11 protein-coding genes, 1 tRNA gene and 1 pseudogene are annotated in these 14,173 nt (G+C 70.9%); 10 read left to right on the top strand and 3 right to left on the bottom strand.

The genetic code is table 11. From position 1 onward, the window contains the following. Positions 1 to 45 precede the first annotated feature (45 nt). On the bottom strand, positions 46 to 1,017 hold the full coding sequence (locus AQJ46_RS15935; RefSeq protein WP_059206197.1) for a YihY/virulence factor BrkB family protein: 972 nt from the start codon (positions 1,015 to 1,017) through the stop codon (positions 46 to 48). Between the two features lie 79 nt (positions 1,018 to 1,096). Here AQJ46_RS15935 and AQJ46_RS15940 point away from each other — a divergent pair, with 79 nt between their 5' ends. Genes AQJ46_RS15940 through AQJ46_RS15950 form a run of 3 tightly spaced genes read left to right on the top strand, consistent with a single transcriptional unit; the run spans position 1,097 to position 3,193 of the window. Further along, complete coding sequence (locus AQJ46_RS15940; RefSeq protein WP_059206358.1) at positions 1,097 to 1,798, top strand: antibiotic biosynthesis monooxygenase; 702 nt, start codon at positions 1,097 to 1,099, stop codon at positions 1,796 to 1,798. A 60-nt stretch (positions 1,799 to 1,858) separates the two neighbouring features. Then, positions 1,859 to 2,455 (top strand): ArsR/SmtB family transcription factor, encoded by a 597-nt coding sequence (locus AQJ46_RS15945; protein ID WP_059206198.1) that lies wholly within the window; start codon positions 1,859 to 1,861, stop codon positions 2,453 to 2,455. Positions 2,456 to 2,458: 3 nt separating this feature from the next. Continuing rightward, positions 2,459 to 3,193 (top strand): SRPBCC family protein, encoded by a 735-nt coding sequence (locus AQJ46_RS15950; RefSeq protein WP_059206199.1) that lies wholly within the window; start codon positions 2,459 to 2,461, stop codon positions 3,191 to 3,193. Between the two features lie 11 nt (positions 3,194 to 3,204). On the opposite strand, the gene AQJ46_RS15955 is transcribed toward AQJ46_RS15950, so the two are convergent. Further along, positions 3,205 to 5,028 carry an endonuclease/exonuclease/phosphatase family protein gene (locus AQJ46_RS15955; protein WP_059206200.1) on the bottom strand — a complete coding sequence of 608 codons (1,824 nt, stop codon included), beginning with the start codon at positions 5,026 to 5,028 and terminating at the stop codon, positions 3,205 to 3,207. A 275-nt stretch (positions 5,029 to 5,303) separates the two neighbouring features. Here AQJ46_RS15955 and AQJ46_RS15960 point away from each other — a divergent pair, with 275 nt between their 5' ends. The 7 genes and pseudogenes from AQJ46_RS15960 to AQJ46_RS52190 all read left to right on the top strand — a co-directional run. Beyond that, a complete protein-coding gene (locus AQJ46_RS15960) occupies positions 5,304 to 6,725 on the top strand; it encodes a hypothetical protein (RefSeq protein ID WP_059206201.1) in 1,422 nt (473 codons plus the stop codon). 233 nt (positions 6,726 to 6,958) lie between these two features. Continuing rightward, entirely contained in the window at positions 6,959 to 8,404 is a 1,446-nt protein-coding gene (locus tag AQJ46_RS15965; protein ID WP_059206202.1) for an alkaline phosphatase PhoX, read from the top strand. 47 nt (positions 8,405 to 8,451) lie between these two features. Continuing rightward, positions 8,452 to 8,521, top strand: a tRNA-Met gene (locus tag AQJ46_RS55455). Between the two features lie 337 nt (positions 8,522 to 8,858). Then, positions 8,859 to 10,439 carry a TROVE domain-containing protein gene (locus AQJ46_RS15970; protein ID WP_059206203.1) on the top strand — a complete coding sequence of 527 codons (1,581 nt, stop codon included), beginning with the start codon at positions 8,859 to 8,861 and terminating at the stop codon, positions 10,437 to 10,439. Positions 10,440 to 10,535: 96 nt separating this feature from the next. Continuing rightward, on the top strand, positions 10,536 to 11,183 hold the full coding sequence (locus tag AQJ46_RS15975) for a GntR family transcriptional regulator (protein WP_059206204.1): 648 nt from the start codon (positions 10,536 to 10,538) through the stop codon (positions 11,181 to 11,183). A gap of 29 nt (positions 11,184 to 11,212) precedes the next feature. Continuing rightward, the gene (locus tag AQJ46_RS15980; protein WP_059206205.1) at positions 11,213 to 12,229 is read left to right on the top strand and encodes a 1-aminocyclopropane-1-carboxylate deaminase; all 1,017 of its coding nucleotides are present in this window, start codon (positions 11,213 to 11,215) and stop codon (positions 12,227 to 12,229) included. Positions 12,230 to 12,274: 45 nt separating this feature from the next. After that, positions 12,275 to 12,403, top strand: a pseudogene (locus AQJ46_RS52190) (LacI family DNA-binding transcriptional regulator); the annotation flags it as partial. Positions 12,404 to 12,543: 140 nt separating this feature from the next. Here the strand turns inward: AQJ46_RS52190 and AQJ46_RS15990 are convergent. Further along, positions 12,544 to 14,166: a PucR family transcriptional regulator gene (locus AQJ46_RS15990; protein ID WP_079072290.1), complete on the bottom strand. Its 1,623-nt coding sequence runs from the start codon at positions 14,164 to 14,166 to the stop codon at positions 12,544 to 12,546. Between the last annotated feature and the right edge of the window lie 7 nt (positions 14,167 to 14,173).

Here is a 14,173-nt window from a genome sequence, read left to right on the forward strand (position 1 = left end):
CGGCTGGGCGCGGGCGGTGGCCCGCGCCCAGCCTTGTGCGTGCCGTCACCGCCCGCGGTTCGCCCGCAGCCTCGGTGGCCACTTCCGGGTGTCCCGGGGCTCCACGTACGGCTCCTGAGTCGACTCGGCCTCGCCGGAGACGATCGCCCGCTCCCGGGCCAGTTCCGCGTCGAACTCCAGGCCCAGCAGGATCGCCAGGTTCGTCAGCCAGAGCCACACCAGGAAGACGATGGCGCCGGCAAGGGTGCCGTACGTCTTGTTGTAGGAGCCGAAGTTGGCGGCGTAGAGAGCGAAGCCCGCGGAGGCGGCGAGCCAGACCAGGGTGGCGAGGACACTGCCCGGCGAGATCCAGTGGAAGCCGCGGCCGCGGACGTTGGGGGCCGCCCAGTACAGCAGCGCGATCATCAGGACGACCAGGAGCAGCAGCACCGGCCACTTGGCCACGCCCCAGAGCGCGATCGCCGCGTCGCCGAACCCCACCGCCCTGCCCGCCCGTTCGGCCAGCGGGCCCGTGAACACCACGATCAGCGCGCTCGCCGCCAGCATCAGCATCAAGGTCACGGTCAGCGCCAGGCGCAGCGGCGTCAGCTTCCACACCGGACGCCCCTCGGGAAGGTCGTACACCGCGTTGGACGTACGGATGAACGCGGCGACGTACCCGGACGCCGACCACAGCGCCGCGAGCAGGCCGACGATCGCGAGCACGCTGCCCGTGCCGCCGCTGTCGCCGAGCTGGACCACCGCGTCCCGCAGGATGTCCCGGGCCGGACCCGGGGCGAGGTCCCCGATGTTGTCCAGGATCTTGTCGGTGGCGCGCTGTCCCACCACGCCCAGCAGGGAGACCATCACCAGCAGGGCGGGGAACAGCGACAGGACGCCGTAGTACGTCAACGCCGCGGCACGGTCGGCGAGTTCGTCGTCCAGCAACTCCTTTCCCGTGCGCCGCAGCACCGCGCGCCAGGAGCGCGCGGGCAACTTGGAGGGGCTGTTCGGCTGGTCGTCGGCCTGCTCGTCCATGCCGTGGCGGGTCTCCCGAAACCACCCCCCGAACCGCCGACTTGACCTGAATCTTGGTTGAGGTTGAAGGGTGGTCGGCATGACACGACGTACCGACACTCATCCCGACCTGACCGACCCTCGCGCCGGTGCCCCCTTCTTCAGCCACTGGCGTGTGGGCACCCCCCTGCGCCAGCGGCAGACCGTCGAGGCCGTCGCCGCCGTCTGGGAGCGACGGCCCTGGCCCGCCGACGGCCTGCTCGGCTATCACCTCTACAGCGGGCACGACACCGCCACCCTGATGCACTACTCGCAGTGGGCGAGCGAGCAGGCCTACGAAGCCTTCGTCAAGACTCACCGGCAGGAGCGTGTGGACGAGATCGACACCGTCGTTCCGGGCATCGAGCGGCTGGGCCTCGGCCGCTACCGGCACTACCGCAGCGTCGCCCGGGACGGTGACCTGCGCGTCCCCGGCTGCATCGTGATCGTCGACATCGAGTTCGACGGACCCGACCCCGACCGGCAGCGCGCCTGGGTGGACGCCGTCATCGACGCGCTGGAAAACGAGCCGAACCCGCACCCCGGCGGTATCAGCGCCCACTTCCACCTCAGTACCGACGGCACCCGCGTCCTCAACTACGCCGAGTGGGAGAGCGCCCAGGCCCATCTCGACGCGCTCGCCGCGCCGGGGGACGGGATCGGTTCGGCCTCGGACCGCTGGGAGCGCGTGCAGACCTGGCCGGGGCTGAAGAGCAGCGTGGTCAGCCGGTACGACCACGCTCTCGGGCTGATTCCCGGCTAGGGTCCCACCGAAAACTCGAACCGTCTGGACAAAAAAAGTGTTCGGTGAGACGGTGGACCCATGCTGGACGTCACCGTGATCGAGGACCCCGAGGCCGCAGCCGTCTCCCTGGACCCCATACGGGCGCGGCTGCTCGCCGAGCTGGCGGCCGGCCCCGCGTCGGCCGCCATGCTGGCCGGCAAGGTCGGGCTGCCCAGGCAGAAGGTGAACTACCACCTGAAGGCGCTGGAGCGGCACGGCCTGGTCGAGCTCGCCGGTGAGCGCCGCAAGGGCAACGTCACCGAGCGGCTGATGCAGGCGACCGCGGCGTCGTACGTGATCTCACCGCTCGCCCTCGCCGCAGTGCAGCCCGACCCGGACCGCTTTCGCGACCAGCTCTCCGCGCGCTGGCTGCTGGCGCTGGGTGCCCGGCTGGTGCGGGACGTCGGCTCGCTGATCACCGGTGCGGCGAAGGCCCGCCAGCGGCTGGCGACGTACGCGCTGGACGGCGAGGTGCGTTTTGCCTCGGCCGCCGAACGGGCCGCGTTCATCGAGGAGTTGACGGCCGGGGTCACCGGCCTGATCCGCAAGTACGACGCCCCGGACGCCGAGGGGGGCCGTGACCACCGCATCGTGGTGGCGGTCCATCCCACGCTGAAACAGACCGAGTTGGAGTAGATCATGTCCAAAGAGTTCGAGATCGCCCGCGAGTTCGAGGTCGACGCCACCCCCGAGCAGGTGTGGGAGGCGATCACCACCGGAACCGGCGGCTATCTGTGGCCGATGGAGCCGCCCGAGCCCCGCGTCGGCGGCCGGGGGCCCTTCGGGTCCACGATCACCGCCTGGGACCCGCCGCACCGCTACACCAACCGGGTCGAGGACGTCGACGGCATCTCCGAGCAGAGCCTCAACCAGCTCGACTACACCGTCGAACCCCGTGACGAGGGCCGGCGGGCCTGGGTGCGGTACGTGCACAGCGGGATCTTCGTCGACGACTGGGACAACCAGTACGACGGTGCCGCCAAGCACACCGACTTCTATCTGCACACCCTGCGCGAGTACCTGACCCACTTCGCGCCCCGCCCGGCCGCCTTCGCGACCTTCGACGGACCCGAGGCGTCCAAGGCCCCCGACGCCCTCGCCGCCGTGGGGCGGGCGCTCGGCGTCGGCGACGACGTGGCCGCCGGTACGCGCGTGACGGTCCACGGGCCGGACACCTTCGACGCCGTGGTCGACTTCCGCAACCCGTACTTCATCGGGCTGCGCACCGAGCGGAGCCTCACCCGCGTCTTCGGCCGCAACCACTGGGGGCACCCGGTCGGGATCTCCCTGCACGACTTCGCATCCGACTCCGACATCAAGGAGTGCGAGAGCGAGTGGCAGGCCTGGCTGAACGGGGTGTTCAACCAGGCCTGACCCTTCGTGGGTTACGGCTTGAAGCGCAGCACCTGCGGGTCGTGGTCGCTGATCTGGTCGTGGAACTCCGAGTTGATGTGCACGCTGTCGTACTCGAAGTCGCAGCCGCGCCGGATCGACGGGCTGACCAGGATCTGGTCCAGGACCTGCTGGTTGCCCTGGTAGTCGTAGGTGTAACGCTCGCTCCTGGGCAGTGACTTGATCGCCGACCAGAGCTCGCCGTCACCCTCCAGGATCTTCGCGGTGTCGGAGAACTCGAAGTCGTTGATGTCGCCGAGGGCGATGACGTCCGCGTTCTTCTGGGTGTCGAGGATGTCCTTGACGAAGGCGTTGACCAGCGTCGCCTGCTGGTGGCGCTGGATCTCCGAGCTGCGCGGCACCGGCTGGGTCGCCGAGCTCAGACCGAAGTCGCCGCCCTTGGAGTTGAGGTGGTTGGCGATCACGAAGACCGTGCGGCCACGGAAGACGAACTCGCCGGCCAGCGGCTTGCGGCTGCTGTTCCAGGCCGTGTTCGTGGGGTCGATACGGCCCGGGGAGACCGTCAGCGCGGCCTTCCCGTGGGTCTTCGTCACGCCGACGGCCGTCGTGGCGTCGCCGCCCGCGCGGTCCGTGAAGGAGACCCGCTCGGGGTTGAAGAGGAACACCTGGCGGATGTTGCCGCCCGGCTCGCCGCCGTCGGTGTCGTTGGCCGGGTCGATCGAGCGCGACTCGTACCTCGGGCCGCCCGCCGCGACGATCGCGTCGATCAGCTTGTTCACCGTCACGTCGGCGGCGGTCGTGCCGTCGTCCTTGGCGCCGTTGTTGTCCTGGATCTCCTCCAGGGACACGATGTCGGGCGACTTCAGGTTGTTCACGATCGCGGAGGCGTGCTCCTCGAAGGTGGCGTCGGTCGGGTCGAGGTTCTCGACGTTGTACGTCGCGACCGCCAGCTCACCGTTCTTCTGCTTCTGCGTGGTCTCCCGCTCGAGACCGGCGCTCTTCAGCGTGCCGATCTCGTTCGCCACCAGGGTGTAGCCGCCGAACTGGTTGTAGTCCAGCGGGCCCGCGGTGGAGCCGGTCAGGACGTCACCGACGTTCGCGACGGGGAAGGCGGAGGTCGAGCCCAGCGACTGGATCTGCAGCCGTCCGGTGTTCTGCGACGTGTAGGAGCCGTAGAGGGTGCCGCCGCGGCGGGTGGTGTTCTCGCGCGGCTTCACCGTCACCCACAGCTCGGTGTACGGGTCGGTCGCGCCGACCACGCGGGTGTCGGCGACCTTGACGTTCATGCCCTCCAGGGACTCGTAGAAGTCCAGGGCGTACTTCTTCGGCTCCAGCGTCAGGCCGTTGATCGAGTTGCCCGCGGCGGGGTCGCCCGCCGGGGCGTAGGCGGCCGGCACCGACTTCGCGTCGATCACCGTGGCCGCGGGGACCGTGTTGCCGCTGGAGACGACCGTGACGGTCGGCTTGGTGATCTCGGTCAGCGACTGGTTCCCGGTCGACGCGCCGCCCGGGACGTACTCCGAGACCGTGCCGGTGACCGTGACGGCGTCACCGACGGCGACCTTCGGGGTGGAGCTGGTGAAGACGAACACGCCCTCACTGGTGGCCGGGTCGGCGTCGGGGTTCGGATCCTGGATCCAGAAACCCTTGGAGGAGCCGTAGGTGCGCACACCGGTGACGATTCCGGCCACATCCGCGACCTTCTGACCGGCGTACGGGGATATCCGGGTCGCGCCCTGGATGTCATGGATGCTGACGCCGGCTGCGTGGGCGGGCGAGACGAGGACGACGGTGGAGGCCGCCGACAGGGCGGCGACGGTGAGCGCGGCGAGACGCGCGGACTTCTTGCTCGGCAACGGGATCCCTCCGGGGACGAACGTAGGCGCCGGGACGAGGGTGACGTGGAACGGTGGGAGCCGCGACCTGTGGGGCGGTGGCGACGCGCGTAGAAAATACAGTGAACAGATGTCCGCCGGATTTCTACGCGCGTCAATCTCCTGCCTGGTCAGCCCAGTTGTCAAGGTTTCAGCCATGTACGGACCCTGTCGGGGACATGAACCGGGCGGCATAGGTGGATATCCGTCTACGCTGAGCGGTTGAGTGGCACGACGCGTCCTAGGAGAACCAGCCGATGTCAGACAGCTCCCCCCTGCCGCCGGTGCGGCTGCATCCCGAAGCGGAGCTGGCGCGGGACGCCCTGTCCACGCCGCTGCTCGCCCGGGCCGCCCGGCTCGCCCGCTGGGCCGGCCAGGACACGCGGGTCGACGCCGGGGGCGGACTCGTCGAGGAGCAGCTGCCCACGGCGGCCGCCCACCTCGGACTGACCGGGGAGGAGGCGGCGGCGAGTGCGAGCGAGGCCTGGCGGGTGGCCGTCGACACCGGGCTCGTCGCGATCGTCGACGAGGAGGAGGGCACGGTCGCCACCGGCGAGGACCTGGCCCTGCTGTCCGGGTCCCCGCAGGACGTGCTCGCCGTGTGGCTCACGGCGCTGGAGACGGCGCTGGCCGACGCCAGCGTGCCGGATCTGGACGACCTGGTCGACGCCATGGACGGCGGCGGCGAGATCGACTTCGCCTCCCTGGACTGGGACCCGCAGGCCGAGCAGGAGTTCCTCGACGGTGTGCTCGCAAACCTCTACCTGCTCACGGTCAGCGAGGACGGTCCCGGCGACGGACCCGTGCCGCTGCCCGCCCTCGCCGCGTCGATGATCGTGCCGAGCGACATGGGCGAACCGACCAACGACGTCCTGGAGCAGGTGTCCGACGCGATGATGCGGCTGGACGACCAGTTCCGGGTCCTGGAGCCGGTGGGGATCGTCGAGTACCAGCCCGTCGACGAGGCGCTGATGGCGGACACCGACGAGGAGCCCGCGGTCGTCGACGAGACCGACGTCTCCCGGTACGGCATGGTCCGGCTCACCCCGCTCGGGCTGTACGGGCTGCGGTCCCGGCTGCTGGAGGCGGGCATCCCGGCACCGGCCGTCGGCGACCTCGCCGACAAGGGAGCGGACGCGCTGCTCGACGGGACCTCGACGTTCCCGCCCTCCGCCGCGCAGGCCGAGACCGAGCAGTGGCTGGACCGGCGGGAACCTCTCGCGGCGGCCCGGGAACTGCTGACGGCGGCCCGGGGGAGCGACGCGGGCGCACCCTTGCGCAGGCTGCGGTGTCAGCAGGCGCTGTCCTTGGTCGGCGCGGTCGCCGAACCCGCGTTGCGGGAGGTCCTCGACGACGCCGAGCTGGGCGGGCTGGCCCGGGTCTGGCTGACCGAGCGGGGGTTCGGGGATGTGCCCCCGCCGTCCCAGGACATGGTGTTCTGGCTGACCGTCGACACGATCGCCGCGCAGCTCGCCGCGGAGGGCAACTCCGAGGAGTTGCAGGGGCTGGTGGAAGGACTGGCCCAGCAGCACGGCGGGTTCTTCGCGGCGGCCTGGCGGGTCGACCACCCGGCCACCGCGGATGTGCTGGAGGCGATGGGGCGGTTGCATCCGGACAAGCGGGTGGCGAAGGAGGCGCGGAAGGCTGCGTTCAAGGCGCGGTCGCAGCAAGGGGGGTGAGGGCGGCTTGCGAGTGCGGGTCCGCTGTGGCTGGTCGCGCCCGCGCGGCGGAGCCGCATATCGACACAGCCCCGCGCCCCTGGAGGGGCGCTTTCCGTGCCCTTTGTCGATTCATGGAACCGGGTGCGCTGAAGTCTCCTGGCGTTCAACCGGTGTTCAGATGTGGGCGGGACCGTTGCGCCGACCCGAGGTCCCCCACCCTCCACGGCATACCCACCGTCTCAGGAGACACCATGTCGCTCACCCGCAGGGACTTTGCCGCGAAATCCGCGATCACCGGAGCCGGTGTCGCGCTGGCGGGCACTGTCGGCGCCCTCGCCACCGCACCCAACGCGCTCGCGGCCACCGACGTCGAGAGCGAGGGCGCGGAGATCGCGGGCGCCCACCACGGAGTCGGCCACGGGCCGCTGATCCCCGACCCCGACGGCCTGCTCGCGCTGCCCGCCGGGTTCACGTACGAGGTCATCACCTACAGCGGCAGGACCAAGCTGGAGTCCGGCGAGTTCACCCCGTCCAACCACGACGGTACGGCCACCTTCTGCGGCCCCCGCGGCGCGACCCTCCTGGTCAACAACCACGAGCTCAAGGGCCCGCGTGCCAACTGGCCGCACCCCGTGCCGCTCACCGAGGGCCTCGTCTACGACCCCGCCGCCTCCGGTGGCTGCACGGTCGTCGAGGTCCGCCACGGGCATGTCGCCGAGTGGGTCGGCATCGCCGGCACCTCCACCAACTGCGCGGGCGGCAGCACCCCTTGGGGCACCTGGCTCACCGGCGAGGAGACCGAGGACAAGGCCGGCCAGAACGGCATGACCAAGGACCACGGCTACATCTTCGAGGTCGACCCCGAGGACCGCCGCGCCAACCGCGACCCCAAGCCCGTCAAGGCGTTCGGCCGGTACGCCCACGAGGCGGTCGTCATCGACCCCAAGCGCGGCCACGCCTACCTGACCGAGGACGCTTCCGGCCCCAACGGCCTGCTCTTCCGCTGGACCCCGCCGGCGGGCTTCCACCACGGCCGCGGCAAGCTGCGCACCCTCGCCGACAACGCGGGGGTCCTGCAGGCCTTCAAGTGCTTCGACTCCGGCGGCAAGTTCGTCGACGACCTCTCCCGCGCCACCAGGATCGGTACGGTGTACGGCGTCGACTGGGTCGACGTGCCCGACCGCGACGCCAAGACGGTCTCCGTCCGCAAGCAGTTCACCGACGGCCAGGTCACCCGCGCCCGCAAGCTCGAGGGCATGTGGTGGGGCGACGGCGGCGCGTACGTCGTCTCCTCGTACGCCCGTGAGGAGAGCCCCGTCCAGCACGACGGCCAGGTCTGGTTCTACGACCCCAAGCGCCGCACCCTCACGCTCAAGGTCCTCCTCGGCGTGAACCCCGACCCGTCCAAGGACGGCGCCTTCGACGGCCCCGACAACATCACCGTCTCCCCGTACGGCGGCCTGGTCATCGCCGAGGACGGCGAGGGCGTCCAGCACCTGTTCGGCGCCACCGAGAGCGGCCGCACGTACCCGATCGCCCGCAATGAACTGAACCAGGGCACCGAAGAGGAGCCCGAGTACAGCGAGTTCACCGGCGTCACCTTCTCGCCCGACGGCCGGACGCTGTACGCCAACATCCAGACTCCGGGGATCATGCTGGCGATCACGGGGCCGTGGAAGCGGCAGAAGCGCGGCTGAATTTAATTCGCTCGCCCGGCCCGCGGCACGCCTCCTAGAGTGATGAACGTCCAGGTGCGAAGGCAGGACCTACTTCCACTCATAATGGGGCGGCCGCGGGTTCGAGTCCCGCCACCGGCACAACGAGCCGGTGTAGCTCAGGGGTTAGAGCACCTAATGTCGGTTCCGCCGATCTGAACTCTGGACACCACAACTTCACGCACCTCCCGGTGCGAGCATTTTGATCTCGGGAGGCGCAGCTCATGGTGGGTGCCCGGTGCGCAGGCAGCGGATACTTCGGGAACTGGTGGGGGGAAAGCCCTCGTGCGGGTTCGAATCCCGTCATCGACCCGGGGTCGATGTGGCGGAACGGAAGACGCGCCAGTTTATAAGCACCGCAGTCGACTTCGACCTCGGGCACCCTCCATTTGCTGCGTCTCCCTCCGAAACGGAAACGAATTCGGGGGAATTCACCATGACGCGATTCAACAAGAAGGCCGCGCGGGCCCGTCCCACCTCGCGAGTGACGTCGACGGGACGCATCCTGCGGACGTACGAGGGCGGCCGGGGCCGTGAGCGTGACGCACGCTCCGAGCTGTTCCTGCTCGCGGTCGCCAACTTCGTCTCCCAGCAGACCCCTTACGAGTCCGGCGCGGACCGCGACGACCGGTTCGCCACGCTCGTACGGCAGCTCGCCGTCACCGACCCGGCCTGGACCGCCGGCCTGCTCGGCTGGCTGCGCGGCGAGGGCAACCTCCGTACCGCCTCGATCGTGGGCGCTGCCGAGTACGTCAAGGCGCGCCTCGACGCGGGCGCCACCGACGGCCCCTCGAACCGCCAGGTCGTGGCCTCCGTACTCCAGCGGCCCGACGAGCCCGGCGAGTTCCTCGGGTACTGGACGGCGCAGTACGGCCGTAACGTCCCGAAGCCCGTCAAGCGCGGGATCGCCGACGCCGTACGCCGTCTGTACAGCGGCAAGTCGCTGCTGAAGTACGACACCGCGTCCAAGGGCTACCGTTTCGGCGACATCCTCAACCTCGTGCACGCGGCGCCGGACCCGGACAAGCCGTGGCAGGGCGAGCTGTTCCAGTACGCCCTCGACCGGCGGCACAACCCGGACACGGCCGTGCCGCCCGAGTCGAGCCGGGTCCTGACCGCGCACCGCGAGCTGATGGCGGTGCCGCCCGGCCGGCGGTGTGCGGTGGTCACGTCCGAGGGCGGGGCCGAGCGGCTGGCCGCGGCCGGGATGACGTGGGAGGCGCTGGCCGGCTGGCTGCAGGGCCCGATGGACAGGGCGGCCTGGGAGGCCGTGATCCCGTCCATGGGCGCGATGGCACTGCTCCGCAACCTGCGCAACTTCGACGAGGCCGGGGTCTCCGACGAGGTCGCGGCCCAGGTGGCGGCCCGGATCAGCGACCCGGCGGAGGTCGTACGCTCGCGGCAGTTCCCGTTCCGGTACCTCGCCGCGTACCAGCACGCGCCGTCGCTGCGCTGGTCCCACCCGCTGGAGCAGGCGCTCGGCCACTCGCTGGCCAACGTGCCCGCGCTGCCCGGCCGGACCCTGGTGCTCGTCGACCGCTCCGGCTCGATGTGGACGCGGCTGTCCGACCGCTCGCGGCTCAACCGGGCCGACGCGGCGGCGATCTTCGGCACGGCGCTCGCGCTGCGGGCGGCCGACGCGGATCTCGTCGAGTTCGGCACCACGAGCCGGCGTCTGTCCTTCGGCGAGGGCGAGTCGGTGCTGAAGATCCTCGGCCGCTTCGGCGACCTGGGCGGCACCGACACCACCTCGGCCGTCCGCGCGCACTACCGGGGACAGGACCGGGTGCTGATCGTCACCGACGAGCAGTACACGTACAACCGGCACGGCGGCCCGACCGAGCAGATCCCGGCCGAGGTACCGGTCTACACCTGGAACCTCGCCGGGTACCGGGCGGGCCACGGCCCCTCCGGCACCGGCAACCGCCACACCTTCGGGGGTCTCTCGGACGCGGCCTTCCGGATGGTTCCGCTGCTCGAGGCGGCCCAGGATGCCGACTGGCCCTGGGCTGCCTGAGCCCCGAGCGTGGCCCGCACCTCACGGGGGGGTGCGGGCCACTGGCATGCCCGCACCCTTGTGCGCGGCGTTCATTGACATCTAACATTTCAGTTCATGGAGTCCCTACGACCACTCGCCCGCACCCTTCTCCGGGACCGCGCCTACGCGTCGATCCGGGACGCCATCGTGGCCGGGGAGATCGAGCCCGGGGCGGTGGTGCGGGACGCCGATCTCGCCGAGCGGCTCGGGCTGTCGCGCGCGCCGGTGCGGGAGGCCTTCGCGCGGCTCGTCGACGAGGGGCTGCTGGAGAGCAAACCGCAGAGCTACACGCGGGTGACCCAGGTCGTCGCCGCCGAGGTGCGGGACGCCGCCGCCGTGGTCGGGGCCATGCACGAACTGGTCACGCGGGTCGCCGTGCCCCGGCTGTTCGCCGCCGACATCGAGACGATGCGCGCGGCCAACGAACGGTTCGCGGCCGCCGTCACCGCCGGTGACGTGGACGAAGCCCTGCATGCCGACGACGCCCTGCACGACGTCCTCGTCCGTGTCAGCGGCAACCGCGCGGCCGCCGCCACCACCGCCCGCTACACCCCGCTCATCCGCCGGCTGGAGCGCCGGCGCTTCGGCGAGGGCGGCAACTGCCGCTCGGCGGGCCTGCACGACCGGCTGATCGAGGCCTGCGCGGCCGGTGACGTGGACGAGGCGGTCCGGGTCACGGCGGAGATCTGGCGGGGCCTTGCCGAGCTGGCCGACAGCGACTGAGCCCACAGCGACCGACCCGGGAGGTCCCCATGCCCCTTTCGTCCTACGACCGTTACCCCCTCCTCTTCGGGCCGTCCCCCGTCCACCGCCTGGAGCGCCTGACCGCGCACCTCGGCGGCGCCGCGCTGTGGGCCAAGCGCGAGGACTGCAACTCCGGGATCGCGTACGGCGGCAACAAGACCCGCAAGCTGGAGTACCTGGTCGCCGACGCGCTCGCCAAGGGCTGCGACACCCTCGTCTCGATCGGCGGCGTCCAGTCCAACCACACCCGCCAGGTCGCCGCCTGTGCCGCCCGGGCCGGGCTCAAGTGCGTGCTGGTGCAGGAGAGTTGGGTGGACTGGCCGGACGCCGTCTACGACAAGGTGGGCAACATCCTGATCAGCCGGCTCGCCGGGGCCGACGTACGGCTGGTGAAGGCCGGGTTCGGGATCGGGTTCAAGGAGAGCTGGGAGCAAGCGCTCAGGGATGTCGAGGAAGGCGGCGGCAAGCCGTACGCCATCCCCGCCGGCGCCTCCGACCACCCGCTCGGCGGCCTCGGCTTCGCCGCGTGGGCCTATGAAGTCGCTGATCAGGAAAGCGAGTTGGGGGTATTCTTCGACACGGTCGTGGTCTGCTCGGTGACCGGCTCCACCCAGGCCGGCATGGTCGCCGGGTTCCGGGCGCTGGAGGAGGCGGGCGGCCGGCCCCGGCGCGTGCTCGGCATCGACGCCTCCGCCAAGCCCGTCGCCACCCGGGAACAGATCGCGCGGATCGCCCATGGCACCGGTCAACTCATCGGTGTGCAGAAGGAGTTGACACAGGAGGACGTGGAGCTCGACGAGCGGTATCACGCGGGTGTCTACGGCATCCCCGACGAGACCACGCTGGAGGCGATGCGCCTCGCCGCCCGCACCGAGGGCATGGTCACCGACCCCGTGTACGAGGGCAAGTCGATGGCCGGGATGATCGACCTGGTCGGGCGTGGCGAGATCGGCGCGGACTCCACCGTGCTCTACGCCCACCTCGGAGGGCAGCCGGCCCTCAACGGGTACAGCGCGCTGTTCTAGCCCGGGCCGGGCCCGTTCCCGTGAGGGCTGGATACGGTGCACTGCATGTGGACCGACGAGCAGCAGCGGGAGCCCGACGGTCCTCGTCGCCGGGCGACGATTCACGACGTGGCGCAGCTCGCGGGAGTGTCACGGCAGACGGTCTCGCGGGCGGTGAACGACAAGGGAGACCTGGGCGCAACCGCGACCACCACCGAGTTCACCGACCGGCTGATCGAGCTCCTCCGAGCCTTCCGGAAAGTCCGCCGACGCAAGCCCGAACCGCTCGGCACCCGCCGGCCGTAGAGGTACTCGGCGTGACGGCGGGCGTCCCGTCATGCGCCGGGAACAGCTGCTTCCCCGGCGTCCAGGACCAGCACCGCGACGTGCAGGGACGTGCGCTGCAGGCCTGATTCCAGGTCGCAGCCGAGGAGTCGTTCGATGGTGTGGAGGCGCTGGTAGTAGGCCTGCCGGGACATGCCGGCGCGTTTCGCCGCGACCGACTTGTTCCCGGCCGCCGCCAGATAGGCGCGCAGTGCCGGGAGCAGATCGCCGCTGTTGCGGTCGTCGTGCTCGATGAGGCGGGTCAGTTGCCGTTCCGCGTACCGCTGAAGACGGGTGTCCTCCCGCAGGACGCCCAGCAACTCCGACAGCCGGACGTCGGCGGGGACGTAGAACCAGCGCTCCGGGGAGGCCGGTGTGATGGCCTCGGCCGTCTGCTCCGCCTCCTGCCACGACCGGGCGATCCCGGCGAGGTCGGTCACCCCGGGGCCGACGGCGACGACGGCCTCCGGTCCCAGCTCCTCCCGGGTCAGACGGCCGATCCGCTCGGCGACCGGCTGCCAGGCGCTCGCCTGTGCCAGTGCCAGAAGTACACCGATCCGGCCCGGAGCCGTCTCGCCGACCAGGGCGCGGACGCCGGTCTGCGCCAACGCCTTCGCGATCCGTTCGTCGAGGTGCTCGCCCTCGCTGCCGGTGTAGGTGTGGCGGATGACCAAGGCGAAGAGCCGGTGCCCGAGGGTCGGGAGCCCCAGTGCCTCGGCGCGGGCGCGCGCGTCCGCGGGGGAGCGGAAACGCCGTTCGTACAGGTCCCGCAGTACGGAGCGGTGGGCCCGGCGCTCCCACCAGGCAGGCCCGGCCAGGCGCGCCATGGTCAGCGCGACCGCCGCACGCTCCAGCACCAGGACGTGTTCCGGGTCGGGCTCCGCCTTCAGCCGGCCCTCCAGCAGGACCAGTCGCCCCCACAGCCCCTGGTGGTCCTGCACCGGCGCGATCAGCCACCCTTCCGGGCCGCTCGGCGTGATCCTCTCCGGCGTCGGGGCGGCCCGCGAACGCCGCGACCAGGCCGACACCACCGGCTCGTACGGCCGGCCGAGCAGCTCGCACATCAGGACCCGGTGGTTGAGATCCTCCAGCACCACCGGGGCTCCGGTGAGCTCCGCGGTGGTGTGCACCAGTTCCTCGGCATCCGCGCCCCGCAGCGTCAGGGCGGTGAAGACGTCCTGGATGTCCCTCCCGCGCCGCAGCAGGGCTCCCTGGGCGTCAAGGATGAGCGCGTGCACCGTCTGCGTGACGTCGATGAACCGGACGCCGCGGGCCAGCTCGACCAGCGGCACTTGACGGGCACGGCACGCCGCCACCAGCTCGCCGGGCACCTTCCGGTACCGGTAACCGAGCTCCACGATCAGACCGGCCGCGCCGACGTCGGCGAGCTGGTCGACGTAGTCCCGCAGCTCGGAGGCGTCCTCGGGGTACGGCATGCCGGTCGTCAGCACCAGCTCGCCGCCCTCCAGGAAAGCGGCGGGATTGAGCAGCTCGGTGACATGCACCCAGCGCACCGCTCTGTCCAGCTGTGACTCACCGGCCAGCACGCGCGGCATCCCTTCGGCGAGCACGGGCAGGAGCAGTACTTCCGTGATCGTGGGGAAGTGCCCGTTTGCGGGACGTCTGGGCGGCATAGGGGGT

Source organism: Streptomyces canus (assembly GCF_001514145.1).
In the GTDB taxonomy this organism is placed as follows: domain Bacteria; phylum Actinomycetota; class Actinomycetes; order Streptomycetales; family Streptomycetaceae; genus Streptomyces; species Streptomyces canus.

Coding starts and splice junctions, on each gene's coding strand:
- AQJ46_RS15935 (WP_059206197.1), bottom strand. CDS start 1,017: ATGGACGAGCAGGCCGACGACCAGCCGAACAGCCCCTCCAAGTTGCCC.
- AQJ46_RS15940 (WP_059206358.1), top strand. CDS start 1,097: ATGACACGACGTACCGACACTCATCCCGACCTGACCGACCCTCGCGCC.
- AQJ46_RS15945 (WP_059206198.1), top strand. CDS start 1,859: ATGCTGGACGTCACCGTGATCGAGGACCCCGAGGCCGCAGCCGTCTCC.
- AQJ46_RS15950 (WP_059206199.1), top strand. CDS start 2,459: ATGTCCAAAGAGTTCGAGATCGCCCGCGAGTTCGAGGTCGACGCCACC.
- AQJ46_RS15960 (WP_059206201.1), top strand. CDS start 5,304: ATGTCAGACAGCTCCCCCCTGCCGCCGGTGCGGCTGCATCCCGAAGCG.
- AQJ46_RS15965 (WP_059206202.1), top strand. CDS start 6,959: ATGTCGCTCACCCGCAGGGACTTTGCCGCGAAATCCGCGATCACCGGA.
- AQJ46_RS15970 (WP_059206203.1), top strand. CDS start 8,859: ATGACGCGATTCAACAAGAAGGCCGCGCGGGCCCGTCCCACCTCGCGA.
- AQJ46_RS15975 (WP_059206204.1), top strand. CDS start 10,536: ATGGAGTCCCTACGACCACTCGCCCGCACCCTTCTCCGGGACCGCGCC.
- AQJ46_RS15980 (WP_059206205.1), top strand. CDS start 11,213: ATGCCCCTTTCGTCCTACGACCGTTACCCCCTCCTCTTCGGGCCGTCC.
- AQJ46_RS15990 (WP_079072290.1), bottom strand. CDS start 14,166: ATGCCGCCCAGACGTCCCGCAAACGGGCACTTCCCCACGATCACGGAA.